The organism is Streptomyces peucetius, from assembly GCF_025854275.1.
In the GTDB taxonomy this organism is placed as follows: domain Bacteria; phylum Actinomycetota; class Actinomycetes; order Streptomycetales; family Streptomycetaceae; genus Streptomyces; species Streptomyces peucetius_A.
In genome coordinates this window covers 3,738,759-3,762,385 of record NZ_CP107567.1, presented here as the reverse complement: position 1 = coordinate 3,762,385, position 23,627 = coordinate 3,738,759, and the positions used below count along the sequence as shown (strand labels likewise).

The 23,627-nt window shown below is 67.2% G+C and carries 20 protein-coding genes and 3 rRNA genes; 9 read left to right on the top strand and 14 right to left on the bottom strand.

Annotation, left to right across the window (positions count from 1 at the left end; all coding sequences use genetic code 11):
• The first annotated feature begins 69 nt into the window (after positions 1-69).
• From OGH68_RS17230 to rrf, 4 genes are all read left to right on the top strand, one after another.
• Positions 70-639, top strand: a complete 570-nt coding sequence (locus OGH68_RS17230) for a MarR family winged helix-turn-helix transcriptional regulator (protein WP_264245027.1) — start codon at positions 70-72, stop codon at positions 637-639.
• 630 nt (positions 640-1,269) lie between these two features.
• Positions 1,270-2,797, top strand: a 16S ribosomal RNA gene (locus tag OGH68_RS17225).
• 288 nt (positions 2,798-3,085) lie between these two features.
• Positions 3,086-6,210 (top strand): 23S ribosomal RNA (locus tag OGH68_RS17220).
• Between the two features lie 96 nt (positions 6,211-6,306).
• Positions 6,307-6,423, top strand: a 5S ribosomal RNA gene (gene rrf / locus OGH68_RS17215).
• The 16S, 23S and 5S rRNA genes sit together here, the layout of an rRNA operon.
• An 81-nt stretch (positions 6,424-6,504) precedes the next feature.
• On the opposite strand, the gene OGH68_RS17210 is transcribed toward rrf, so the two are convergent.
• The 4 genes from OGH68_RS17210 to OGH68_RS17195 form a co-directional block, all read right to left on the bottom strand.
• Complete coding sequence (locus OGH68_RS17210) at positions 6,505-7,182, bottom strand: response regulator (protein ID WP_264245026.1); 678 nt, start codon at positions 7,180-7,182, stop codon at positions 6,505-6,507.
• Complete coding sequence (locus OGH68_RS17205) at positions 7,179-8,465, bottom strand: sensor histidine kinase (RefSeq protein ID WP_264245024.1); 1,287 nt, start codon at positions 8,463-8,465, stop codon at positions 7,179-7,181. Before OGH68_RS17205 ends, OGH68_RS17210 begins: the two co-directional genes overlap by 4 nt.
• A gap of 73 nt (positions 8,466-8,538) precedes the next feature.
• On the bottom strand, positions 8,539-9,309 hold the full coding sequence (locus OGH68_RS17200; RefSeq protein WP_264245022.1) for an ABC transporter permease: 771 nt from the start codon (positions 9,307-9,309) through the stop codon (positions 8,539-8,541).
• Positions 9,306-10,244 carry an ABC transporter ATP-binding protein gene (locus tag OGH68_RS17195; RefSeq protein WP_264245020.1) on the bottom strand — a complete coding sequence of 313 codons (939 nt, stop codon included), beginning with the start codon at positions 10,242-10,244 and terminating at the stop codon, positions 9,306-9,308. Before OGH68_RS17195 ends, OGH68_RS17200 begins: the two co-directional genes overlap by 4 nt.
• A gap of 133 nt (positions 10,245-10,377) precedes the next feature.
• On the opposite strand from OGH68_RS17195, the gene OGH68_RS17190 reads away from it, so the two are divergent.
• Positions 10,378-10,932 carry a GNAT family N-acetyltransferase gene (locus tag OGH68_RS17190; protein ID WP_264245018.1) on the top strand — a complete coding sequence of 185 codons (555 nt, stop codon included), beginning with the start codon at positions 10,378-10,380 and terminating at the stop codon, positions 10,930-10,932.
• A gap of 25 nt (positions 10,933-10,957) precedes the next feature.
• Here OGH68_RS17190 and OGH68_RS17185 read toward each other — a convergent pair whose 3' ends face one another.
• From OGH68_RS17185 to OGH68_RS17140, 10 genes are all read right to left on the bottom strand, one after another.
• Positions 10,958-11,215 carry a hypothetical protein gene (locus OGH68_RS17185; protein WP_264245015.1) on the bottom strand — a complete coding sequence of 86 codons (258 nt, stop codon included), beginning with the start codon at positions 11,213-11,215 and terminating at the stop codon, positions 10,958-10,960.
• A gap of 308 nt (positions 11,216-11,523) precedes the next feature.
• Positions 11,524-13,074: a type IV secretory system conjugative DNA transfer family protein gene (locus OGH68_RS17180; RefSeq protein ID WP_264245014.1), complete on the bottom strand. Its 1,551-nt coding sequence runs from the start codon at positions 13,072-13,074 to the stop codon at positions 11,524-11,526.
• A 1-nt stretch (position 13,075) separates the two neighbouring features.
• A complete protein-coding gene (locus OGH68_RS17175) occupies positions 13,076-14,488 on the bottom strand; it encodes an ATP-binding protein (protein ID WP_264245013.1) in 1,413 nt (470 codons plus the stop codon).
• A gap of 11 nt (positions 14,489-14,499) precedes the next feature.
• Entirely contained in the window at positions 14,500-16,056 is a 1,557-nt protein-coding gene (locus OGH68_RS17170) for an SCO6880 family protein (protein ID WP_264245012.1), read from the bottom strand.
• Positions 16,053-17,366, bottom strand: coding sequence for a hypothetical protein (locus OGH68_RS17165; RefSeq protein ID WP_264245010.1), 1,314 nt, complete (start codon positions 17,364-17,366; stop codon positions 16,053-16,055). Before OGH68_RS17165 ends, OGH68_RS17170 begins: the two co-directional genes overlap by 4 nt.
• Positions 17,356-18,198, bottom strand: coding sequence for a hypothetical protein (locus OGH68_RS17160; RefSeq protein WP_264245008.1), 843 nt, complete (start codon positions 18,196-18,198; stop codon positions 17,356-17,358). The genes OGH68_RS17165 and OGH68_RS17160 overlap by 11 nt, the downstream gene beginning before the upstream one ends.
• 132 nt (positions 18,199-18,330) lie before the next feature.
• On the bottom strand, positions 18,331-18,639 hold the full coding sequence (locus OGH68_RS17155) for a hypothetical protein (protein WP_005315450.1): 309 nt from the start codon (positions 18,637-18,639) through the stop codon (positions 18,331-18,333).
• 350 nt (positions 18,640-18,989) lie between these two features.
• Positions 18,990-19,160 (bottom strand): hypothetical protein, encoded by a 171-nt coding sequence (locus OGH68_RS17150; protein ID WP_264245006.1) that lies wholly within the window; start codon positions 19,158-19,160, stop codon positions 18,990-18,992.
• Positions 19,161-19,322: 162 nt separating this feature from the next.
• The gene (locus OGH68_RS17145; RefSeq protein WP_264245004.1) at positions 19,323-19,664 is read right to left on the bottom strand and encodes a DUF397 domain-containing protein; all 342 of its coding nucleotides are present in this window, start codon (positions 19,662-19,664) and stop codon (positions 19,323-19,325) included.
• A gap of 11 nt (positions 19,665-19,675) precedes the next feature.
• Positions 19,676-20,527 carry a helix-turn-helix domain-containing protein gene (locus OGH68_RS17140; protein WP_264245002.1) on the bottom strand — a complete coding sequence of 284 codons (852 nt, stop codon included), beginning with the start codon at positions 20,525-20,527 and terminating at the stop codon, positions 19,676-19,678.
• Between the two features lie 216 nt (positions 20,528-20,743).
• Between OGH68_RS17140 and OGH68_RS17135 the strand changes: the two genes are divergently transcribed.
• The 4 genes from OGH68_RS17135 (at position 20,744) to OGH68_RS17120 (ending at position 23,623) form a co-directional block, all read left to right on the top strand.
• Positions 20,744-21,157, top strand: a complete 414-nt coding sequence (locus OGH68_RS17135; RefSeq protein WP_264245000.1) for an ATP-binding protein — start codon at positions 20,744-20,746, stop codon at positions 21,155-21,157.
• A gap of 59 nt (positions 21,158-21,216) precedes the next feature.
• Entirely contained in the window at positions 21,217-21,747 is a 531-nt protein-coding gene (locus OGH68_RS17130; RefSeq protein WP_264244999.1) for a Uma2 family endonuclease, read from the top strand.
• A gap of 169 nt (positions 21,748-21,916) precedes the next feature.
• Entirely contained in the window at positions 21,917-22,513 is a 597-nt protein-coding gene (locus tag OGH68_RS17125) for a Uma2 family endonuclease (protein ID WP_264244998.1), read from the top strand.
• A gap of 87 nt (positions 22,514-22,600) precedes the next feature.
• Positions 22,601-23,623 (top strand): phosphoribosylglycinamide synthetase, encoded by a 1,023-nt coding sequence (locus tag OGH68_RS17120; RefSeq protein WP_264244996.1) that lies wholly within the window; start codon positions 22,601-22,603, stop codon positions 23,621-23,623.
• Positions 23,624-23,627 lie beyond the last annotated feature (4 nt).

Genomic DNA, 23,627 nt, shown 5'->3' with positions numbered 1-23,627 from the left:
AAGTTCGATATTGAAGAGTACACAGAGAAGGACTTCAATGCCAATGAGTGCCGTGTCATACTTCGGCGCATGCCTACCGAGACCCCCGAGGCCTCCATGACCTCCGGCCCGCACGAGCCGAGCCTCGACGAGCAGATCGCCGCCTACCAGCGAGAATTCGGCGACCTCGATCCCCAGGTCGAGAAGGTGGTCTCGGCCCTCGGCCGGCTCAACCGCCGCATGAACGTCGCGTACGGGCGTCAGGTCGCCGACCTCGGCATCAGCAACACCGAGTGGGAGGTGCTGAAGACCCTGGTGCTCTCCGGTGCTCCCTATCGAATGGGCCCCGGTGAACTCGCCAAGCGCCTCGGCCTCACACCTGCCGCCATGACGCACCGCATCGACCGCATGGCCGGCGAAGGCCTCGTCACCCGCGACCGCGACGAGAGCAACCGGGTGAGGGTGATCGTTGAGCTGACGGACGAAGGCCGCACCAAGTGGCTCGAGGCGATGCGCATGGCGACGAACTTCGAGGAGGACCTGCTTCAGGACCTCTCGGGCGACGAGCGGTCACTCCTCGGCGAGCTGCTCATCCGCGTACTGCGCCGCGTCGAGCACGATCAGCCGGACGCCGGCGGACGCCTCACCGACCTGGACTGAACCGGTGACCAGGGGAGGTTGACACTGCCCCTCCCGATCCGTAAGGTACTTCGAGTTGTCACAGAGCCGGAACGGTTCTTCGACAGCCATCCCCGCCGCGAACGCGGCAACCAAACTCAGCACGATCTCCCGGCCGGGAAGAATTTCGGCATGCCGAAATTCATTTCGAAAGCTCGATTATGAGCCGCCGGGGAAATCCGCTAGAGTTTGAGCGTCGGAACGGCCCAACAGCCGGAAAGACAACTCCCGCTGACTGGGAGTCAGGCCCGAAAGAGTCTGATAGAGTCGGAACCGCCGGAAGGCCGAAAGGCCGGAAAGCACCGAGGAAATCGGATCGAAAAGATCTGATAGAGTCGGAAGCGCAAGACCGAAGGGAAGCGCCCGGAGGAAAGCCTCAGAGGAATCTGGGGTGAGTACAAAGGAAGCGTCCGTTCCTTGAGAACTCAACAGTGTGCCAAAAATCAACGCCAGATATGTTGATACCCCGTCCATCTTCGGATGGTCGAGGTTCCTTTGAAAAAGTCCGTCCCGCTTGCGGGGCGGCAATCACAGCGAGGACGCTGTGAACGACCGGTCCTATTCCGACCGGTTGTTCCGCTCTTCGGATGTGCACCCGATCACGGGTAAACATTCATGGAGAGTTTGATCCTGGCTCAGGACGAACGCTGGCGGCGTGCTTAACACATGCAAGTCGAACGATGAACCTCCTTCGGGAGGGGATTAGTGGCGAACGGGTGAGTAACACGTGGGCAATCTGCCCTTCACTCTGGGACAAGCCCTGGAAACGGGGTCTAATACCGGATAACACTGCGGATCGCATGGTCTGCGGTTGAAAGCTCCGGCGGTGAAGGATGAGCCCGCGGCCTATCAGCTTGTTGGTGGGGTGATGGCCTACCAAGGCGACGACGGGTAGCCGGCCTGAGAGGGCGACCGGCCACACTGGGACTGAGACACGGCCCAGACTCCTACGGGAGGCAGCAGTGGGGAATATTGCACAATGGGCGAAAGCCTGATGCAGCGACGCCGCGTGAGGGATGACGGCCTTCGGGTTGTAAACCTCTTTCAGCAGGGAAGAAGCGAAAGTGACGGTACCTGCAGAAGAAGCGCCGGCTAACTACGTGCCAGCAGCCGCGGTAATACGTAGGGCGCAAGCGTTGTCCGGAATTATTGGGCGTAAAGAGCTCGTAGGCGGCTTGTCGCGTCGGATGTGAAAGCCCGGGGCTTAACCCCGGGTCTGCATTCGATACGGGCAGGCTAGAGTGTGGTAGGGGAGATCGGAATTCCTGGTGTAGCGGTGAAATGCGCAGATATCAGGAGGAACACCGGTGGCGAAGGCGGATCTCTGGGCCATTACTGACGCTGAGGAGCGAAAGCGTGGGGAGCGAACAGGATTAGATACCCTGGTAGTCCACGCCGTAAACGTTGGGAACTAGGTGTTGGCGACATTCCACGTCGTCGGTGCCGCAGCTAACGCATTAAGTTCCCCGCCTGGGGAGTACGGCCGCAAGGCTAAAACTCAAAGGAATTGACGGGGGCCCGCACAAGCAGCGGAGCATGTGGCTTAATTCGACGCAACGCGAAGAACCTTACCAAGGCTTGACATATACCGGAAAGCATCAGAGATGGTGCCCCCCTTGTGGTCGGTATACAGGTGGTGCATGGCTGTCGTCAGCTCGTGTCGTGAGATGTTGGGTTAAGTCCCGCAACGAGCGCAACCCTTGTTCTGTGTTGCCAGCATGCCCTTCGGGGTGATGGGGACTCACAGGAGACTGCCGGGGTCAACTCGGAGGAAGGTGGGGACGACGTCAAGTCATCATGCCCCTTATGTCTTGGGCTGCACACGTGCTACAATGGCCGGTACAAAGAGCTGCGAAGCCGCGAGGCGGAGCGAATCTCAAAAAGCCGGTCTCAGTTCGGATTGGGGTCTGCAACTCGACCCCATGAAGTCGGAGTTGCTAGTAATCGCAGATCAGCATTGCTGCGGTGAATACGTTCCCGGGCCTTGTACACACCGCCCGTCACGTCACGAAAGTCGGTAACACCCGAAGCCGGTGGCCCAACCCCTTGTGGGAGGGAGCTGTCGAAGGTGGGACTGGCGATTGGGACGAAGTCGTAACAAGGTAGCCGTACCGGAAGGTGCGGCTGGATCACCTCCTTTCTAAGGAGCACATGGCCGACTGCGAGCGAATGACTCGCACGGTTGCTCATGGGTGGAACGTTGATTATTCGGCAGGGACTTGCTCGCCTGCTGCTTCCAGTACTGCTCTTCGGAGCGTGGAACGAGGCGGCTGGTGGGAGATTCTGCCGGGCACACTGTTGGGTGTCTGAGGGTGCGAGCGTTGCTCGTCCTTCGGGATGCCGGCCCCAGTGAACTCGTCGCGGTTGCGGCGGGGTGGTGGGTGGCTGGTCGTTGCTTGAGAACTACACAGTGGACGCGAGCATCTGTGGCCAAGTTTTTAAGGGCGCACGGTGGATGCCTTGGCACCAGGAACCGATGAAGGACGTGGGAGGCCACGATAGTCCCCGGGGAGTCGTCAACCAGGCTTTGATCCGGGGGTTTCCGAATGGGGAAACCCGGCAGTCGTCATGGGCTGTCACCCGCTGCTGAACACATAGGCAGTGTGGAGGGAACGAGGGGAAGTGAAACATCTCAGTACCCTCAGGAAGAGAAAACAACCGTGATTCCGGGAGTAGTGGCGAGCGAAACCGGATGAGGCCAAACCGTATGCGTGTGATACCCGGCAGGGGTTGCGCATACGGGGTTGTGGGATCTCTCTTGATCAGTCTGCCGGCTGGTCGACGAGTCAGAAACCGTATGGGTAGGCGAAGGACATGCGAAAGGTCCGGCGTAGAGGGTAAGACCCCCGTAGCTGAAATTCATACGGCTCGTTTGAGAGACACCCAAGTAGCACGGGGCCCGAGAAATCCCGTGTGAATCTGGCGGGACCACCCGTTAAGCCTAAATATTCCCTGGTGACCGATAGCGGATAGTACCGTGAGGGAATGGTGAAAAGTACCGCGGGAGCGGAGTGAAATAGTACCTGAAACCGTGTGCCTACAAGCCGTGGGAGCGTCGCTGGCAGCACTTGTGCTGTCAGTCGTGACTGCGTGCCTTTTGAAGAATGAGCCTGCGAGTTAGCGGTGTGTAGCGAGGTTAACCCGTGTGGGGAAGCCGTAGCGAAAGCGAGTCCGAACAGGGCGTTTGAGTTGCACGCTCTAGACCCGAAGCGGAGTGATCTAGCCATGGGCAGGTTGAAGCGGAGGTAAGACTTCGTGGAGGACCGAACCCACCAGGGTTGAAAACCTGGGGGATGACCTGTGGTTAGGGGTGAAAGGCCAATCAAACTCCGTGATAGCTGGTTCTCCCCGAAATGCATTTAGGTGCAGCGTCGTGTGTTTCTTGCCGGAGGTAGAGCACTGGATAGGCGATGGGCCCTACCGGGTTACTGACCTTAGCCAAACTCCGAATGCCGGTAAGTGAGAGCGCGGCAGTGAGACTGTGGGGGATAAGCTCCATGGTCGAGAGGGAAACAGCCCAGAGCATCGACTAAGGCCCCTAAGCGTACGCTAAGTGGGAAAGGATGTGGAGTCGCAGAGACAACCAGGAGGTTGGCTTAGAAGCAGCCACCCTTGAAAGAGTGCGTAATAGCTCACTGGTCAAGTGATTCCGCGCCGACAATGTAGCGGGGCTCAAGCGTACCGCCGAAGTCGTGTCATTCCAGCATGAGGGCCAACGCCCGCTGGGATGGGTAGGGGAGCGTCGTGTGCCGGGTGAAGCAGCCGCGGAAGCGAGTTGTGGACGGTTCACGAGTGAGAATGCAGGCATGAGTAGCGATACACACGTGAGAAACGTGTGCGCCGATTGACTAAGGGTTCCTGGGTCAAGCTGATCTGCCCAGGGTAAGTCGGGACCTAAGGCGAGGCCGACAGGCGTAGTCGATGGACAACCGGTTGATATTCCGGTACCCGCTTTGAAACGCCCAATATCGAATCAGGCGATGCTAAGTCCGTGAAGCCGCCGGCTGAGTCTTCGGACGAGGTCGGAGTGGTGGAGCCGACGAACCAGACTTGTAGTAGGTAAGCGATGGGGTGACGCAGGAAGGTAGTCCAGCCCGGGCGGTGGTTGTCCCGGGGTAAGGGTGTAGGCCGTGTGATAGGCAAATCCGTCACACATTGAGGCTGAGACCTGATGCCGAGCCGATTGTGGTGAAGTGGATGATCCTATGCTGTCGAGAAAAGCCTCTAGCGAGTTTCATGGCGGCCCGTACCCTAAACCGACTCAGGTGGTCAGGTAGAGAATACCGAGGCGTTCGGGTGAACTATGGTTAAGGAACTCGGCAAAATGCCCCCGTAACTTCGGGAGAAGGGGGGCCATTCCTGGTGATAGCACTTGCTGCTTGAGCTGGGGGTGGCCGCAGAGACCAGCGAGAAGCGACTGTTTACTAAAAACACAGGTCCGTGCGAAGCCGTAAGGCGATGTATACGGACTGACGCCTGCCCGGTGCTGGAACGTTAAGGGGACCGGTTAGCTCCATTTCGGTGGGGCGAAGCTGAGAACTTAAGCGCCAGTAAACGGCGGTGGTAACTATAACCATCCTAAGGTAGCGAAATTCCTTGTCGGGTAAGTTCCGACCTGCACGAATGGCGTAACGACTTCTCGACTGTCTCAACCATAGGCCCGGTGAAATTGCACTACGAGTAAAGATGCTCGTTTCGCGCAGCAGGACGGAAAGACCCCGGGACCTTTACTACAGTTTGATATTGGTGTTCGGTTCGGCTTGTGTAGGATAGGTGGGAGACTGTGAAGCTTGGACGCCAGTTCAGGTGGAGTCGTCGTTGAAATACCACTCTGGTCGTGCTGGATGTCTAACCTGGGTCCGTGATCCGGATCAGGGACAGTGTCTGATGGGTAGTTTAACTGGGGCGGTTGCCTCCCAAAGGGTAACGGAGGCGCCCAAAGGTTCCCTCAGCCTGGTTGGCAATCAGGTGTTGAGTGTAAGTGCACAAGGGAGCTTGACTGTGAGACCGACGGGTCGAGCAGGGACGAAAGTCGGGACTAGTGATCCGGCGGTGGCTTGTGGAAGCGCCGTCGCTCAACGGATAAAAGGTACCCCGGGGATAACAGGCTGATCTTCCCCAAGAGTCCATATCGACGGGATGGTTTGGCACCTCGATGTCGGCTCGTCGCATCCTGGGGCTGGAGTCGGTCCCAAGGGTTGGGCTGTTCGCCCATTAAAGCGGTACGCGAGCTGGGTTTAGAACGTCGTGAGACAGTTCGGTCCCTATCCGCTGTGCGCGTAGGAGTCTTGAGAAGGGCTGTCCCTAGTACGAGAGGACCGGGACGGACGAACCTCTGGTGTGCCAGTTGTCCTGCCAAGGGCATGGCTGGTTGGCTACGTTCGGAAAGGATAACCGCTGAAAGCATCTAAGCGGGAAGCCTGCTTCGAGATGAGGACTCCCACCTCCTTGAGAGGGTAAGGCTCCCAGTAGACGACTGGGTTGATAGGCCGGATATGGAAGCCCTGTAAGGGGTGGAGTTGACCGGTACTAATAGGCCGAGGGCTTGTCCTCAGTTGCTCGCGTCCACTGTGTTAGTTCTGAAGTAACGAACTCGCCCGACCCCTGTTGCGGGGTTGCCGGCTGGTAGTTCGGACATCTTCATAGTGTTTCGGTGGTCATTGCGTTAGGGAAACGCCCGGTTACATTCCGAACCCGGAAGCTAAGCCTTTCAGCGCCGATGGTACTGCAGGGGGGACCCTGTGGGAGAGTAGGACGCCGCCGAACAATCTTTGTGGGGAAGCCCCGCACCCTTGTGGTGCGGGGCTTTTCCGCGTTCAGGGCCTCACCTGCCCAGAGGCCGGTCTTTCACGACGGATTCACCAGCCTCGTGTCGTACGCCAGAATGACGGCCTGGACCCGGTCCCTCGCACCCGTCTTCGCCAGGATGCGGCTCACATGCGTCTTCACCGTCGATTCCGCGAGATGCAGCCGCGTCGCGATTTCGGTGTTCGTCCAGCCCTGGCCGATGACGGTCAGAATCTCCCGCTCCCGTTCCGTCAGCCGCGCCAGGCGCTGGTCGGGCGCCGCCGTCCCCTCACCGTTCCCGTCCCCCGCTTCCGGCAGGTGCTGCACGTAGGTGTCGAGGAGCCTGCGCGTGAGGCTCGGTGCGACGACCGCGTCCCCGGCCGCCACCGCGCGGATGCCGGAGAGGAGCTCCTCCGGCAGGGCGTCCTTGATGAGGAAGCCGCTGGCGCCGGCGCGCAGGCCGTTGTACGCGTACTCGTCGAGGTCGAACGTCGTCACGATGAGGACGCGGGTACGGGCGCCGGAGGCCACGATGCGGCGGGTCGCCTCGATGCCGTCGAGGCCGGGCATGCGGATGTCCATCAGGACGACATCGGGGTGCAGTTCACCGGCCGCGCGGACCGCCTCCGTGCCGTTTCCCGCCTCGCCCACCACCGTCATGTCGTCCTGGCTCTCCAGCAGCATCCGGAAGCCGAAGCGCTGCATGGGCTGGTCGTCGACGATGAGCACGGTCGTCACTGGTCGGTTTCCTTCGGAAGACAGAGATGGACTCGCCAGCCCCCACCGGGCCGGCGCAGCGGGCCGGCCTCAAGTGTGCCGCCGTACAGGGCGGTTCGTTCCCGCATTCCCGTCAGGCCCCGGCCCGCGCCTGTCGCCGGTGCAGGAGCCGCGCTGCGGGGCCTGCCGGTGTCGGTGACCGTGACGGTGACCTCGTCGGCCGCGTACCGCACGTCCACCGTGGCCGTGGTGTTCGGGCCGCCGTGCTTCAGCGAGTTGGTCAGGGCCTCCTGGACCACCCGGTACACCGTCAACTGCTTGCCCGCGGGCAGCGATCCGGGGCTTCCCTCCACCGTGAGGTCGACCGGCAGCCCCGCGCCCGCGACGCCCTCGACCAGCCGGTCCAGGTCGGTCAGTGCCGGCTGTGGGGCGAGCTCCGCGACGGGCCGGGTCGCGGCCTCGTCACGGAGTACGTCGAGCAGCCGGCGCAGTTCCGTGAGTGCCTGGCGGCTGGTGGTGCCGATGGCCTCGAGCGCCTGGGTGGCGCGTTGCGGGGACTGGGCGGCCGCGTAGGCGCCGCCGTCCGCGAGACCCGTGATGACGGACAGGTTGTGGCCGATGATGTCGTGCATCTCCCGGGCTATCCGCGTGCGTTCGGCGGCCGCTGCCAGCTGTGCCTGCTGGTCCCGTTCGACCTCGAGCTGCTTCGCCCGCTCCACCAGGGACGCCATGTACTCCTGCCGGGAGCGGACCACCAGGCCCAGCAGGGCAACGAGGGCGAAGCTGTAGAGCATGGGCACGAACTGCTGGTCCCAGCTGCCCACCGGGTAGGCCGTGGCTCCTACCGCCAGTGGCACGAGCACCGTGCAGAACGACCACACCAGGGTGCGCAGCGGCAGCCGCAGCGCGATGTTCCAGACGGCGATCATCTGGAGGAACGACGCCTGCAGGTGTGCTCCGCTCGCGGCGTTGGCCAGGGAGAACGGCAGCATCACCAGCAGCGCGGCGAGCGGATGGCGGCGGCGCCACAGCAGCGGGACCGTGAAGCCGAGGCTCATCAGGAGGACGAGCCAGACCGGCACGTCGTCGTTGAAGGCGACGTTTCGCCAGCCGCCCGCAGCGTCCACCAGCGCGGCGAACAGGCACACTCCGGTGACATGCAGGTCCCAGAGCAGCGGGCGGCGGCGGTCGAGGGAACGGATCCGCTCGGTGAGGCGGTGCAGCCGGCCGGTGAGCGGCTGCGCTCCCGTCGCCCAGCCCTGCTGTGCCGGGCCGGCCGACGGGCGGTCGTTCTGCTGGGCCATACGCACTCCCACATCCTCGTACACCCGTCCTCGTACACCCGTCCTCGACCCGTCCTCGTGCACGGGTCCGGGCTCAAACGTCCCGGCGCTTCAGCGTCGCACCGGCCAGCGCAAGCGTCGCCACCGCCCAGAGGGTCAGTGCGATGAGCGCCCCGCCCGGTGATGCCGCGCCGGGGACGGCGGTCGCCGACATCAGGGACTCCAGAGCCTTCGTCGGGAAGTACCGCGCGGCATCCGCCGCGATGTCGTACGGGAGCATGCCGATCACCTCGGGCAGGATCATGACGCCGCCGATGAACGCTCCGATCGCGCCCGGGACCGACCGCATGAGTGCCCCCAGTCCGAGGGCGATCAGTCCCAGCAGGGTGAGTCCGGCCGAGCTGCCCAGCAGGGCCCGGGTCACGCCCGGATCGCCGAGCGACGCCTCCTGGTCGGTGCCGGCGAAGAAGAGCTGCGCGGCGGGGAAGGTGACGAAGGCCGTGGTGAGGGTGATGGCGAGGGTGACGGCGCCGAAGACAGCGGCCTTGGACCACAGGACCGGGAGTCTGCGGGGCACGGTGGTCATCGAGGCGCGGATCATGCCGGTCGAGTACTCGCCGGCGGTGACGAGGATGCCGAGCACGGCGAAGGCGATCTGCGCGAACTGGACCCCGATGAGGGTGAGTACGACGACGTCCACGTCGCCGTCGCCGCCTCCCGTCTCGTACGTGGCGCCCATCAGCAGGCCGATGCCGAGAGTCAGGGTGCAGGCCGTCAGGAGGGTGATCCACGTCGAGCGCAGCGTCCACAACTTGTGCCACTCGGAACGCAGCACGCGCTTCGGGGTCAGTGCGTACGTGCTCATGCCGCTGCTCCTTCGAGGGGGGTGGCCTGGTACTCGACCGCGTCGTGGGTGAGGTCCATGAAGGCCTGTTCCAGCGAGGCCGTCACGGGGGTGAGTTCGTACAGCGGGACGCCGTGGGCGGCGGCGGTGCGGCCGACGGTCTCGCTGTCCGTGCCGCGTACGAGCAGTTCGCCCGGGGCGGCCTGTTCGAAGTCGACGCCGGGGCCGCCCAGCAGTGCGGCCAGCGTGGACGCCTCCGGGGAGACCACCTTCACCGCGGTCGTGCCGGCGTCCCGTACGAACGCCTCGACGGTCGTGTCGGCGAGCAGCCGGCCCCTGCCGATGATGACGAGGTGGTCGGCGGTGAGGGCCGTCTCGCTCATCAGGTGGGAGGAGACGAGTACGGTACGGCCCTCCGCGGCCAGGGACTTCAGGAGCGTCCTGATCCACAGGACGCCTTCCGGGTCGAGGCCGTTGACGGGTTCGTCGAGTATCAGGGTGGCCGGGTCGCCGAGCAGGGCGGCCGCGATGCCGAGGCGCTGGCCCATGCCCAGGCTGAAGCCCTTGACCCGGCGTCCGGCCACGTCGGTGAGGCCGGTCAGGGCGATGACCTCGTCGACGCGGGAGCGCGGGATGCCGTGGGTGTGCGCGAGGGCGAGGAGGTGGTTCCTGGCGGTGCGCCCGGGGTGGATCGACCGGGCCTCCAGCAGGGCTCCGACCTCGGTGAGCGGCGCCGGGTGGGCCGCGTAGGGGCGGCCGCCGATCACGGCGCGGCCGTGGGTGGGGGCGTCAAGGCCGAGGAGCATGCGCATGGTGGTGGACTTGCCGGCGCCGTTCGGTCCGAGGAAGCCGGTCACGGACCCCGGTGCGACGCTGAAGGTGAGGTCCTGGACGACGGTCCGGTCGCCGTAGCGTTTGGTGAGTTGGACGGCTTCGATGCCGTTGGGCCTGGTCATGTCGTCGACGCTACGGAGCGGGCGGGGGCCGGACGTCCGACCGTGGGCGGCAGTCGGGAAGCGGGCGTAGTACCGGGGTACGACGGGGGAAACGCCGTTGCCCGGGGGCCCTGGTCAAGGCCAGTATCGGGGGATGGAACACCTCATCCGCCGCGTGCGCGCCGAGGAGTGGGCCAAGGCTCGCGACCTCCGTCTCGAAGCCCTCCAGGACCCGCTCGCTCCCATAGCCTTCTACGAGTCGTACGAGCAGGCGCGCGAACGGCCCGACGCCTTCTGGCGGGAGCGCACGCGGTCCGCCGCCGAGGGCGTGGACGTGGTCCAGTTCGTGGCGGTGGCACCGGGCGGACGGTGGGACGGCACGGCGAGTGTGCTGGTCGAGCACCGGGGCAGCGCCCGCATAGGCAAGCCGGCGCCGGTCGAGCAGACGCACGTGGTGGCCGTGTTCGTACGGCCGGAGGCGCGCGGCAGCGGGCTCGCGGAGGCGTTGTTCCGTGCGGCGCTGGAGTGGTCGTGGGCGCTGGACTCGCCGCCGGTCGAGCGGGTGCGGCTGCTGTTCCACGGGGACAACGCCAGGGCGGCCGCGCTCTACCGCAAGGTCGGCTTCGTGCCGAGCGGTGAAAGCGCGCCGGTACCGGACGACGAGATGGCGCTGGAGTACGAGATCCGGCGGCCTACCCAGGGGAGTTGACCCCTGGCCGGCCGGGTCGGCGTGGTCAGGTGACGGCCAGCGCGTCGACCATGCGGTTCAGCCTGCCGCGTGCGCGAGCGGAGTGGGCCCGTGGCACCCGGATCTCCGCCGTGGCACGGGCGGTGTCCGTCACCGCGTAGGACAGGGCCAGCACCGGGATGCTGCTCAGTGTGGCGGCGATGCGGCCCAGCGCTCCACGGCTGTCCCGGAGCGTCACGGTGAGCGTGCACGTCGCGTGGTCGTCGACGAGGCGGTCGGAGCGGTGCAGGACATCGTGTGTCATGGCGGGTGTTTCCTGTCCAGGTCTGCCGGGCCGGGTGAGCCCTTGTGTCAGGGTGCTGATGACGAAAACAAAAAGACCCCTCGCGGATGCGAGAGGTCTGCGTGCGGGCGGTGAGCCGCCTGGGAGGGATCGCCCCCAGGTCACCCCGGTGCCGGCACGCCGCTGCTGATAATGAGCTTGCGCTGCATGGCGCGCATGATTCCACGGCCCTGTCGCGGTGGGAAGGCCGTCTCACGTTTCGGACGTGGCGCCCGGTCCCGTAACGGCGTGATCCTCAAGGGCCGTGTCGGCCGTGTCGGCCGAGTGGCTCAGGGCTGCTGGGGCAGTGGGGCGGTCCAGCGGGCGCGGGCCTGCTCCGGGGAGCGGAGCAGGGCGACGGTCGGCATTCCCTGGTCGTGACCCGTCTTCAGCAGTTCGGGGAGTCCGGGGAACGGGGCGACGGCCGCGACGTCGTCGAGCACGAGCGTCATTGGTGGGTCGAGCCGACCGTCGGATGACCGTGCGGCCATGCGGCGGCCGTGCTCGACCACGTCTGCGGCGAGTGCCGTGAGGAGAGGCATCGCGCCGGGATGGGTGCGAGGGTCTTCGATCGGTTCACCCACCACATACAGAGTGCCCGCTTCGTTCACGAATGATTCCAGAGCGAGCAAATCCGTTCGGTTCGTGGCGCACGCCTCGCGGATGTGGACGGAGGACAGCGCCGAGAGCGAGCGTGCGGTCAACTGCTGTGCGACCTCACGCCGTTCGGGGTGGGCGGTGAGCGCCGACTCGAGCAGTCCGGCGAGCCCGCCGGCGGCCTTGGGGTGAGTACGGAGGATGCGTACGGGCTCGTGGGTGTTGCTGCCCTGGGCCCAGCGGTGGACCTGGCGGAACGGACGCCCGTCCACGGCCGCGGCGTGCAGCCAGCAGCGCAGGAGCGTTTCCGCGGTGTCCGCCACCGCGGCGTCGATGAGTGCCCGGGGGCGTACGGGTGCGAGGACGGCGCCGGCGCGGGCGGCGGCCGTCCGGTCGTTTTCGCAGTCGGTCGTGGGCGACCAGTGGAGCCGCGTGGGGGTGTCGCACAGATGGCCCGGGTCGTAGACGAGTACGGGGCCGAGCTTGGCGCGTGCGTCCTTTGTCTCGGCCCACACAGCGGGGTCGGACGTGACGACGAGCGCCGGGCCGTCGGCGTCGAGGAGCGCCTGGACGGCGGCGGGACGGCGGTCGGCCCGGTCGCCGTACAGCACGCGGGGCGTACGGGTACGGGGCTCCGGGACGGTCGGCAGCGGCGCGGTGGCGGCGACGGGCGGCGTGTGCTCCTGCGGCACGGCCTCCTCCGGGGGCGCGAACTTCCCCCGCACGGGCCGCTCCTGTACGGCCTGCTCCTGCACCACCTGCTCCTGTACGGGCGCCTGCCGTACGACGGGCGGCTCCGGCTCGCGCTCCCGGTCCCGTACGCTCCGAGTCTCACGCGCCGCCCCCCGCACCGCGCGCCAGCGCGCCAACGTGCCCAGCGTGAACACCGTCAGCACGATCAGCACCATCAGCTGCCCGATGAGCAGCCCCCAGAACAGCCCGTACCCGGAGAGCTCGCCGGACGGTGTGGCGGGCCAGGCGGCGGCCAGGTCGTGCGGGGCGGCGGCCAGGGACCGCATGGCCGCCGGCGTGTTGGTGAAGCTGACCCCGGACGGCCAGGAGCCGTGCGCGAACAGCCCTGCGAGTCCCGTCGCCGACCAGACGAGAAGCGTCAGGCCGAGAAGGAAGGCCAGCAGCCCGACCAGCAGGCCGTCGGGGACGCCCCCCTGACCCGTCCCCTGACGTGCCCCTTGCCGTTCTCCGTGCCGCTCCCGGGCCCGGTCCCGCGGGCCGCCCTCGTACATCTCACGCCACCGTCGACTCTGACGACTCGTCCAGTTGCTGCTGCTCCACGAGCCGCGCGCGCTGTTCCGCCTCCCACTCCGCGGCCTGTACGTGCTCCGGTACGGCGGGCACGGAGGACTCCGTCATCGCGCGGTCGGTGAAGACCAGCGGCCTCTCCGCCTCGGTCACCAGGTGCTTGACCACCTGGACGTTGCCGTTGACGTCCCACACGGCGATACCCGGTGTCAGCGTCGGGATGATCTCCACGGCCCAGCGCGGCAGGCCCAGGACACGTCCGGTGGCCCGTGCCTCGTCGGCCTTCTGCGCGTAGATCGTGCGGGTCGACGCCATCTTGAGGATCGCCGCGGCCTCCTTCGCCGCCGCCCCGTCCACCACGTCGCTCAGGTGGTGGACCACCGCCACGAAGGAAAGACCGAGCCGCCGTCCGAACTTCAGCAGCCGCTGGAAGAGCTGGGCGACGAAGGGGCTGTTGATGATGTGCCACGCCTCCTCCACCAGGAAGATGCGCTTCTTGCGGTCGGGGCGGATCCAGGTGTGCTCGAGCCAGACACCGACGATCGCCATCAGGATGGGCATGGCGATGGAGTTGCGGTCGATGTGCGACAGGTCGAAGACGATCAGCGGCGCGTCGAGGTCGATGCCGACGGTCGTCGGACCGTCGAACATGCCGCGCAGGTCACCGTCGACCAGCCGGTCCAGGACCAGCGCCACGTCGAGACCCCAGGCGCGGACATCGTCTATGTCGACGTTCATGGCCTCCGCGGACTCCGGCTTGGGGTGCCGCAACTGCTCCACGATGTCGGTGAGGACCGGCTGCCGCTCGGTGATGCTCGTGTTGACGTACGCGTGCGCCACCTTGAGCGCGAAGCCGGCCCGTTCGTCGAGGCCGTGCCCCATGGCGACCTCGATGATGGTGCGGAGCAGCGCCAGCTGGCCGGTCGTGGTGATCGACGGGTCGAGCGGGTTGAGGCGGATGCCGCCGTCGAGGGCGGTCATCGGGTCGAGCCGGATCGGGGTGATGCCCAGCTCCTGAGCGACGAGGTTCCACTCGCCGACGCCGTCCTCGCCCTGTGCGTCGAGGACCACCACCTGGCGGTCGCGGAAGCGCAACTGCCGCAGCACGTACGTCTTCTCGAGGGCGGACTTGCCGTTGCCGGACTCGCCGAGGACGAGCCAGTGGGGGGCGGGGAGCTGCTGCCCGTACAGCTGGAAGGGGTCGTAGATGTAGCCCTTGCCGCTGTAGACCTCGCGGCCGATGATCACGCCGGAGTCGCCGAGGCCGGGCGCGGCCGTCGGCAGGTAGACGGCCTGTGCCTGGCCCGACGACGTACGGACGGGCAGCCGGGTGGTCTCCACCTTCCCGAAGAGGAAGGAGGTGAAGGCATCCGTGAGGACGGACAGCGGATCTCGCATCACACGGGCCCCTATCGGCGGATGCCGGTCGCGAACGGCAGGGTGTTCACAAAGGCCCTGTGGTGCTCGCGGTCGCACCACTCCAGCTTCAGGTACGACTTGCCGGCGGAGGCCCTGATCGTGCGCTTGTCCCTGGCCAGGGCCTCGGGGGAACGCGACGACACAGTGATGTACCCGACGAGGTTGACCCCCGCCGCACCGCTCGCGAGATCTTCACCCCGCTGGTCCAGTCGGCCGTGCGCGGCGATGTCCCGCGGGTCGATGGTCCGGTTCATCTTGGCGGCGCGGCTGGCGTCCGCCTCGTCGTTGGTCTTCTCGGTCAGCATCCGCTCGATGGCGACCTCGGTGGGCTCGAGGTCCATGGTGACCGCGACCGTACGGATCACGTCCGGGGTGTGGACCAGCAGCGGTGCGAGGAAGTTGACGCCGACGGGCGTCATCGGCCACTCCTTGACCCACGCGGTCGAGTGGCACCAGGGGGCGCGGGTCGAGGACTCGCGGGTCTTCGCCTGGAGGTACGTCGGCTCGACGGCGTCCAGCTCGGCCGGCCAGGCGTTGCGCTTCGTCATCGCCTGGATGTGGTCGATGGGGTGGTCCGGGTCGTACATGGAGTGCACGAGGGAGGCGAGCCGTGACTGGCCGAGCGGCTGCCGTACCCGGATGTCCGCCTCCGCCAGCCGCGCGCAGATGTCGGTGAGTTCACGCGCCATGACGACGGCGAGGCCGACGTCCTTGTCGAGCCGCCTCGCCCCGGACGCGGCCTTGGCGGCACGGGCCATGGCGTGCGCCTCCGCGGCCAGCTCGCGGGTGTAGTGCATGCACGCCACCAGGTAGGCACGGTGCTGCTCGCTGGAGGTCGACACCATCGACTGCAGCTGGTCGTACGACTGCCGGAGCCAGCCGGGGGCGTTCTGGTCGCCGCGCTGGGCGACGTCCTTGGCGTGCGCGTCGGGGTCGGCGGGCAGCGTACGGGCCAGCATCTGGATCCGGGTGACGAAGCCGTCGCCGTTGGCCACATGCTTCAGCAGCGTGCCGAAACGGTCGACCAGGGCCTCCTGGTCCTCGCTGTCCCGCAGGCCCACACCCGGGCCCTCGATCTCGATCGCGGCGGTGACGGTCCGGCGGTCGGCGTGCAGCAGCACGGCGATCTCGTCGGGGCCGAACGGCGCGGCGAGCCAGCTGATGCGCCCGATTCCGGGCGGCGGCCCGATCTCGACCTCCCGGCCGTCCAGCCGGGTGCCCGCCTCGACGGCGCCGGAACGGTACATCGTGCCGCCGCTGCGCACGGTCCGCTTGTAGCTGCGGTTGATCTCGAACCATTTGTAGAAGGTGCGCTGCTTGTACGGCACGTAGACGGCCGCGATCGCCAGCATCGGGAAGCCCGTCAGCAGCACGATGCGCAAGGTCAGGACCGGGACCAGCAGCCCGCTCATCATGCCGAGGAACGCGCCGGCGATGATCAGCGCGATCTCGCCGGTCTCACGGTTCTTGCCGATGACCGCGTTCGGCCGGGCCCGGCCGATGAGGTACGTGCGGCGGGGCGTGATCGGATGGGACTGGGTCGTCAACGCCGGCCACCTCCTGTGCTGTTGCGATTGCCGTGCGGGGTCCCGCTGGTCGGGCTGCTGTTACGGGGCGCGGGGGCCGCGCCCGCCGGCGGCGGGGCCGTACGGGAGCCGTGGGCCGCCATGCCGCCGGAGGCGGGGTTGGCGGGACGCGGGCTGTTGCCGCCGCCGTCGCCGGTGTTCTGGTTGCCGCGGGAGCTGTGGGTCTTGATGCCCTGGGACACGAGCGCCGCGGGGGAGCTGATGACGGCGGCCGCCTTGCTCTCGGCGCCGTTCTGGATGCGGTTGTTGCGGGAGGCCGCGATCTCGTCGCCGAAACCGGGGACGAAGCGGTAGATCATCGCGGACGCGAAGATGGCGAGCAGGATGATCGCCAGGCCCGACACGACGGCGGAGAACGAGTCCGGCCCGTCGTCGGCGGACAACGCGCCCGCGAGGCCCAGCACGATCACGATCACCGGCTTGACCAGGATGATCGCGATCATGATCCCGGCCCAGCGCCGGACGTGCCCCCACATGTTCTTGTCGACGAGTCCCGCGTACACGACGACGCCGAGCAGTGCGCCGACGTAGAGCAGCACGGCCCGGATGAACAGTTCCAGGTACAGCACACCGGCGGCGAGGATCGTGACGAGCGAGACGACGATCAGCATGATCGGCCCGCCGCCGATGTCGTCGCCCTTGGCGAGCGCCTTGGAGAAGTTCCCGAAGAACATGTCCGTCTGTTGCGCCGTACCTCCCGCGATGACCTCGGTCACGGCGTCGGTGACCGACACGAGCGTGAAGAGGATCAGGGGCGTGAACGCGGAGGCGAGAACGCTCAGCCAGAGGAACCCGACGGCCTCCGACACCGCAGTCATGAACGGCACGCCCCGGACGGCCCGCTTCGCGACGGCCAGCAGCCAGAGGAGGATCGTGAGGATGGATGCGGCGGCGAAGACGATGGCGTAGTGGGCGAGGAAGGTCAGATTCGTGAAGTCGACGGTGGCCGTCGACTCGACGGCCTCCGACAACTTCCCGATCGTCCACGACGCGGCGTCCGCACAGCCACGGGCGAGGGACGACAGCGGATCCAGCGCCCCGGCGGGGTCGGCGTCCAGCCCGGACCGGCCGGGGTTGGCGGGGGCGTCGCCGTCTTCGCAGTAGTCGCGGGCGGGGCCGTGGATGAGGTCGCACGGGTCGTTGCTCGTGTCCGGGCTCGGTGTAGGACTCGGAGCGGCGAACGCCCGGCCGGCAAGAACAATGGCTGACGCCTGGACGCTTGCCAAGAGGAGGCCGATACCGGCCGCGCGGCGTCGCGTGCTACCGGGCATACGTGAACCCTCCATACCCATTGACTGCGTCGGCGATTTCTTCAGCGCTGGAAGCCCTGTTGTCGCCTCCTACAGGAGCGGGTCCATCCTTTTGGGAATGGGTGATGACCTTCCAGTCGCCATTGACCCAATCCAGTTCCATCGTGATCGTGAACCAGCCGTCGGTGACGGGGTTCGTGGAGCCCTGGCCGGCGAGGCCGATCAGCCCGGTGCACCAGACATCGACCGTTGCCTTGGTACCGGAGAAGTCTGTGACCTTGGTCCCGACTGGCGAGGTCCGAGAGATGAAGGTGAAGCCCTCAGGCGTTGAACCGTCCTCGTTCAGCCCTACGTTCTGGAAGAACTGGGCGGAGTACGCCTTGTCCAGTGTGCTGCGGAACTGGTCGACTGCCGTGGGCGTGATCACGACGTTCAGCACTTCGTCCCGCTTGGCCTTGTCGAACATGTCGGCCGACCCCAGCGCCACCGCGTAATTCGCCGCCGCGCTCTGCGCCCCCTGCTCGTCACGTGCGTACCCCGTCGGGATGCCGCCGGCGTCGCCCTTGACCGGGCGGACGCCCGACGGGGCCGTCGGCTGGGCCGACGGCTCGTTGGCGGCGCCGCCCGACTCGTCGTCGGCCGCGCCGCCGCCGCCACGGTTGGCGAAGGCGATCGCCGCGATCAGCAGCACCACGACACCCACCACCGCGATGAGTGAGCGCGAGCTGCTGCGCGCAGGGCGGCGTGCGCCGCCGTACACGTCCGCGTCGCCGCTGCCGGGCAGGCGGGTGCGTGTCTGGCCGGAGCCGCCGCCCGGCTCGTCGCCGTAGCCGTGATCGTCGCCGAGGCTCATCTCGCCCAGGCCCCCTCAACCAGTGGTGGACGTACTGCTTGCCGTGCGGACACGGTGTGGTGACTCGACATCAGGGAGACGCAACCTCGAACCGGGTGGGCCCCGGGGCGTGCCCGGGGGACTGACGGGCGCTTAGACAGCCATCCCGTAGACGATGGTGAACAAGGTGCCCAGCGACCCGATGATGAAGACGCCGGTCAGGCCGGCGACGATCAGGCCCTTGCCTTGTTCGGCGCTGAAGGTGTCGCGCAGTGCCGTCGCGCCGATGCGCTGTTTGGCCGCTCCCCAGATCGCGATTCCGAGGCAGAGGAGGATGGCAATGGCCATCACGACCTCGATCATCACCCGAGCCTCGTTGCCCAGGCTTCCGAACGGCCCCCAGTTCGGGGCGATTCCGCCGATGATGGTGGTGATGTCGCCCTTTTCCGCTGCCAGGATCATGTAACTCACCGCCCCTGTTGGGTTGTTAGCCGCCCACGCCGGTCGGCACAGGCCTTGGGTTCTATCTTCGCTGATGAAACCGCCCGCGTATGCCGACTTGGAGGGTCTCTTTACCCGATCTCCGCACGTATGACCGAACCAGCCGCCCTGACCTGCGGCAGCGCCGGTCGGGTAGGTGCGACTGTCTGCATGGTTACTCTGTGTATCACGCAGGGTGACTTCGAGCAATGACTGTCGTTGTTCCACCTTTGTGATGGTTCATCCGGTTGTCGGCGTCGGGGTACTACGAAGGCGGTGCGGGTCCGAGACCGGACCCGCACCGCCTTGGTTCTCCTGCCTGCCCCTGTGGGTCAGCCGCTGGCCACCATGTAGCCGAGCAGGCCCAGGGCGAGGGCCAGAAGTACGACGAAGGTCACCGTGGCGACCATGCCGCCGGAGTCACCCTTGCGGCGGGCCGTCTTCGCCCCGTTGTGCGCGTCTTTGGTGTCGGGGGTGTCCGTCACGCTCGCAGCGTTCTTCACGTCTTGCTCCTGTGGTGCTGTGTTGCCGGCCCCGCGCGTGGTCGCCGGGCGGGGATCTGACCTCAGCCTTCTGGGCTGCGTGACACAGAGTAGCGGCGACAGGTCCAGACCACCTTCCTCGGGGTCGCGATCCAGCCGCCCGGGGGCCGCCCCACGTCGCGCTCACCGACCGGGCAGGTCCAGTGACCGGTCCCGCCCGAAGTGGTCGAATTCGCCGGCTCGTACGCCGAGCACGAACGCGTCCCACTTCTCGTGCGTCGTCGTGATGACCCCGCCGACACGGACGAGGCCGTCGGCGGTGCGGGTGACGTCTATGTCCGGGCTCGGGCCGCCCGTCTTGAGCGCGTGGGTGAGGGACGCGAAGGCGTCGGGGGTGGTGTGGAGTATGAGCCCGTCCGGGTCGCTGCTTTCGGTGAGTCTGACGCCGGAGGCATCTGCGGCAACGTTCAGGCATGCGTCGCCCTCGCCGCAGTACGAAGACTTCTGCCAGTCGGATTCGAGCACGGCCGGTCCCTTCACAGTTCGTGGGCAATCTTGTGGATGAAGTCCCGAGACGCCGCGGGCGCCAGGGCGACGGCCTCCATCCGGTCGAGCAGGGTCCGGTAGCGGATGAGCTGCGCCTCTGCGTCGAGCAGTACGGGTCCGTGCGACTGGTCGAGGTGGACGGTGTCGAGCTGGGGGACGACGCCGAGTCCGTAGGCCAAGGACTGTCCTGAACCAGGAAACGCGCCCTTGGTGAAAGGGATCACGCGCAGCGTGATGTGTGGTCGCTCGCTCATGCCGAGCAGGTGGTCGAGCTGCCTGCGTGCGACAAGCGGCCCTCCGAACTGCATCCGCAGTGCGGCCTCGTGCACCACCGCCGCGTACGGGATCGGGTCCGACCGGTAGATGACGTCCTGTCGCTTGATCCGGTGCGACACCCGGTGCTCGACCTCCGGCGGGCTCAGCTCGGGCACTACTTGGCGGAAGATCTCCCGTGCGTGGTCGGCGATCTGGAGGAGGCCGGGGATGTGTGCTGTGTACGCCGTGCGCAGCCCCACTGAGTGGTGCTCGAACTCGGCGAGGTCGAGCAGGCCGGTGGGGAGGATGTCCCTGTACTGCTCCCACCATCCTCGGCTCCGCTCGGTGGCCATGGCCGCGAGCGCGTCGATGAACGCCTGGTCGGAGCAGGAATAGGTGCGGGCCATGGCCCGCACCCGGTCTGCGCTGACCCCGAAGCGTGCGGTCTCGACGTTGCTCAACTGGCCGGAACTGGTGCCGAGTTCCTTGGCCGCTTCGGTGGCGGACATCCCCGCCCGCTCGCGAAGCCGTCGCAGCTCAGTGGCGAGACGGACGCGACGCGCTGTGGGGGCAGGCCTCGCAGCCATGTGACTCCTTCGGTGCCAGGGGTGGTTGGGTCACCCACACGAGGGATTCAAGCATGGAATTCCTCGGATTGATGCAAAGGTTCTTTGCGTAGCCCTAGTCTCTTTCTCAGGCCAGCCGCCTGGAAGTACCCCGCTCGACGGAGCGGCCTGGTCACCGGGCACGCGCGGAACGCACACGCGCACGCAACCAACCCGCCCTCCGCGAAGGAGACTTCCATGCTCACCGTAGCCCCGCCCTGGACCTACGCACTGCAACTCCCACAGGACCCACGAGCCCCCGGCATCGCGCGGCACATCCTGCGGGCGGTGCTCCGCGCACACCACCTCGCCGGCCTGGCCGAGGCCGCGGAGCTGCTCGCCTCCGAACTCGTCACCAACGCGTTCCGCCACACCGAGGGCCCCTACGGGCTCCGGCTGCGCGCGCCGGAGGCGGGGCGGTTGCGGCTCAGGGTGTGGGACACGCACCCCGACGTCCCGCCCCCGTTCGCCGGCCTGCCCCGCCGCCCCGCGCCGGACGCGACCGGCGGGCGTGGTCTCTGCCTGGTCGCGCACTGCGCGGACGCGTGGGGTGCCACGGCGCTGCCGCAGGGCGGGAAGCTGCTCTGGGTCGAACTCGGGGGCGGGCGGTGACCGGGCGGCGCGGTCTCCTCGCACGCGTCCTGCCGCGCAGCCCCCGCGAGGTGGCGCGCTTGATTTCGCGGGCGACGGACCTGCGCGTGGAGGTCCTCGCCGGCAGCCTGGTGCTTTCCCGTACCGACTGCACGACCCGTGCGGCGGTCGTCAAGCATCTCGCTGCCGCGATCGCGCGGCACGCCACGGTGGTCGAAGGGCCGTCCGTACGGATGCCGATGGACGTCGACGACCTCGTCGTGCCGGATCTTGTCGCGGTAGTCGCCGCCCCGTCCGGCGGCGGTCCGGTGCGTACGCAGGACATCGAGCTGGCCGTCGAGGTCGTGCCCCGTCAGGAGAAGGGCCGGGAGTTCGGCCACAAGGCCGACTGGTACGCGGTCGCGTGCGTGCGGGCGCTGCTGGTCGTCGACCCGCGCTACGGCACCTGGGCTCTGCATACCGAACCGGACAGGGCCCGCTACCGGAAGCTGCGTTCCGGTTGCTTCGGGGACACCGTTCCGACGCCCTACGTGGTCGAAACCGCCGCGCTCCCCGTCTACGACGGGCGAGGCGACGGCGCGGACGAGTGTCAGAGGCGTGACTTAACGTGACAAGCAGACGCAGACGGCCGCACTTCGGAAGGAGCGTGCGATGTCCGAAGCCCATGACTACGCCTGGCAGTACGGTGGAGGCGTCGCTGAACGGGAAACGGGGCCTCCCCCCGGTCCTGTTCGCCGCGCAGCCGAAGAGCCCGAGCCGCAGGGATGGAGGCCACCCGCGATGTCCGTGCTGCCGCCCTTGCGTCCCCGCCCGCGCCCCGGGAATCTGCGCGACCTCGCAGAGAAGATCGAATCAGCGACGGGTCTGCGCGTGCAGATCGTGGGAGGAAGCCTCGTGATGTCACCGACCCCTCGGGGCAAGCACGCCGGAGTGATCCGCAGGCTCCGGCAGCAACTCGACGTGGCAGCCCCCGAGCGTTTGGCGGCGTACGAGGTGTCCTCGGTCGCGATGCCGAGCGACCCGGACGACTACGTGACGCCGGATCTGGTCGTGCTCCCACGGGACTGGGACGACGATGACGACTGGCTGGCGGACCCCCGCGACGTCGAGCTCGCCGTCGAGGTGATCTCCCAGTCGGAGAAGGCCCGCGACATCAGTCAGAAGAACGACTGGTACGCGGTCGCCGGCGTGAAGGCCCTCCTGGTCGTCGATCCCCGTCATGGCACCTGGGCTCTGCACACACAGCCTGACGGGACCAGCTACCGGCACACACTCCCCGGCAAGTACGGCGAGGACATCCCGCTCCCCGAGCCCCTCGCGCTCAGCCTCGTCACGGGAGAGTTCCCCGTGTACGGGGAGGCACGGCGCCCGAACTGACCGGTCGGGGGACGGACCGCGCGGGAACGGGCCGCACGGGAACGTGACAGGACCCGGCCGGGAACGGGTCGGCGGACAGTGGTGGGCATGGCCGCATTCACGAGCAGTTCGAACAGGAGAGTGCTGCTGGTGATGCCGTATCACCAGCTCACCCGCAAGGCCTCCGAAGCCGGGTTCCGCGTCTGGTCGTTGTGGGACCCGGAGCTGCCCGAGGCGGATCTCCTGGACCGGGTCGAGCACACGTCCGAAGGGCTGTTGCTGACGGGATTCGGCGACGAGGCCGGGCTGCGGCGGCTGGTGGCGCGGACCGCGTCCCGGCACGGTGTCGGGGCCGTCGTCCACTGCGGTCACGGGGCGTCCGTGCTGCCCGTCGTGGAGGAGGCGTGGCGGCTCGGGCTGTCGCCCAACCCGCCGTCGGTCATCGCCGGACTCCGGGCCCTGCGGGAGGCCCCGTCCGTGCACGGGCCGCGGCTCACGGTGCAGACCCTGACGGTGGACGGCAGGCACCGCGTGGTCGGTGTGGCCGTGCAGCGCACCAGCGGCCCGCCGGACCACCGGGTGACGGGTCATCTCTTCCCCGCGCCACTGACGGACTCCGAGCGCATCAGTGCGGAGAGCGCCGTCCTCGAACTGCTGGGCAGGAGCGGCTACCGCTTCGGGCCGGCCAGCGCGGAGGTGCAGCTCGCCGAGGACGGGCCGCGGGTCCTGTGCTGTGCTCCCCGGTTCGGGCCGGACCGGCTGCCCCTGCTGACCCAGGCGGCGAGCGGCTTCGACATCGAGGCCGCGCTGTTCGCCGCGCTGATCGGGGACGAGGTGCCGGATGCGCAGCCGGCGCAGCGCTACGCCGAGATCGGCTTCTTCGGCCTGCCCGAGGGGCAATTGCTCACCTACGCGGGGACCGAGGACATCGCCGTGACGCCGTGGGTGCGGGGAGCCCGGTTCCCGTACCGGCCGGGTGACCGGATCCCTCCCGCGGCCGACCCGCGTGCCCACAGGGCCTATGTGCTGGTGGTGGGCGGTTCGCCGAAGGAGACGCAGGAACGTGTACGCCGTGCCCGCGGTGATCTCGTCACCGACATCCGGGGGGCGGCAGACGGGAGGCGACAGTGACGGG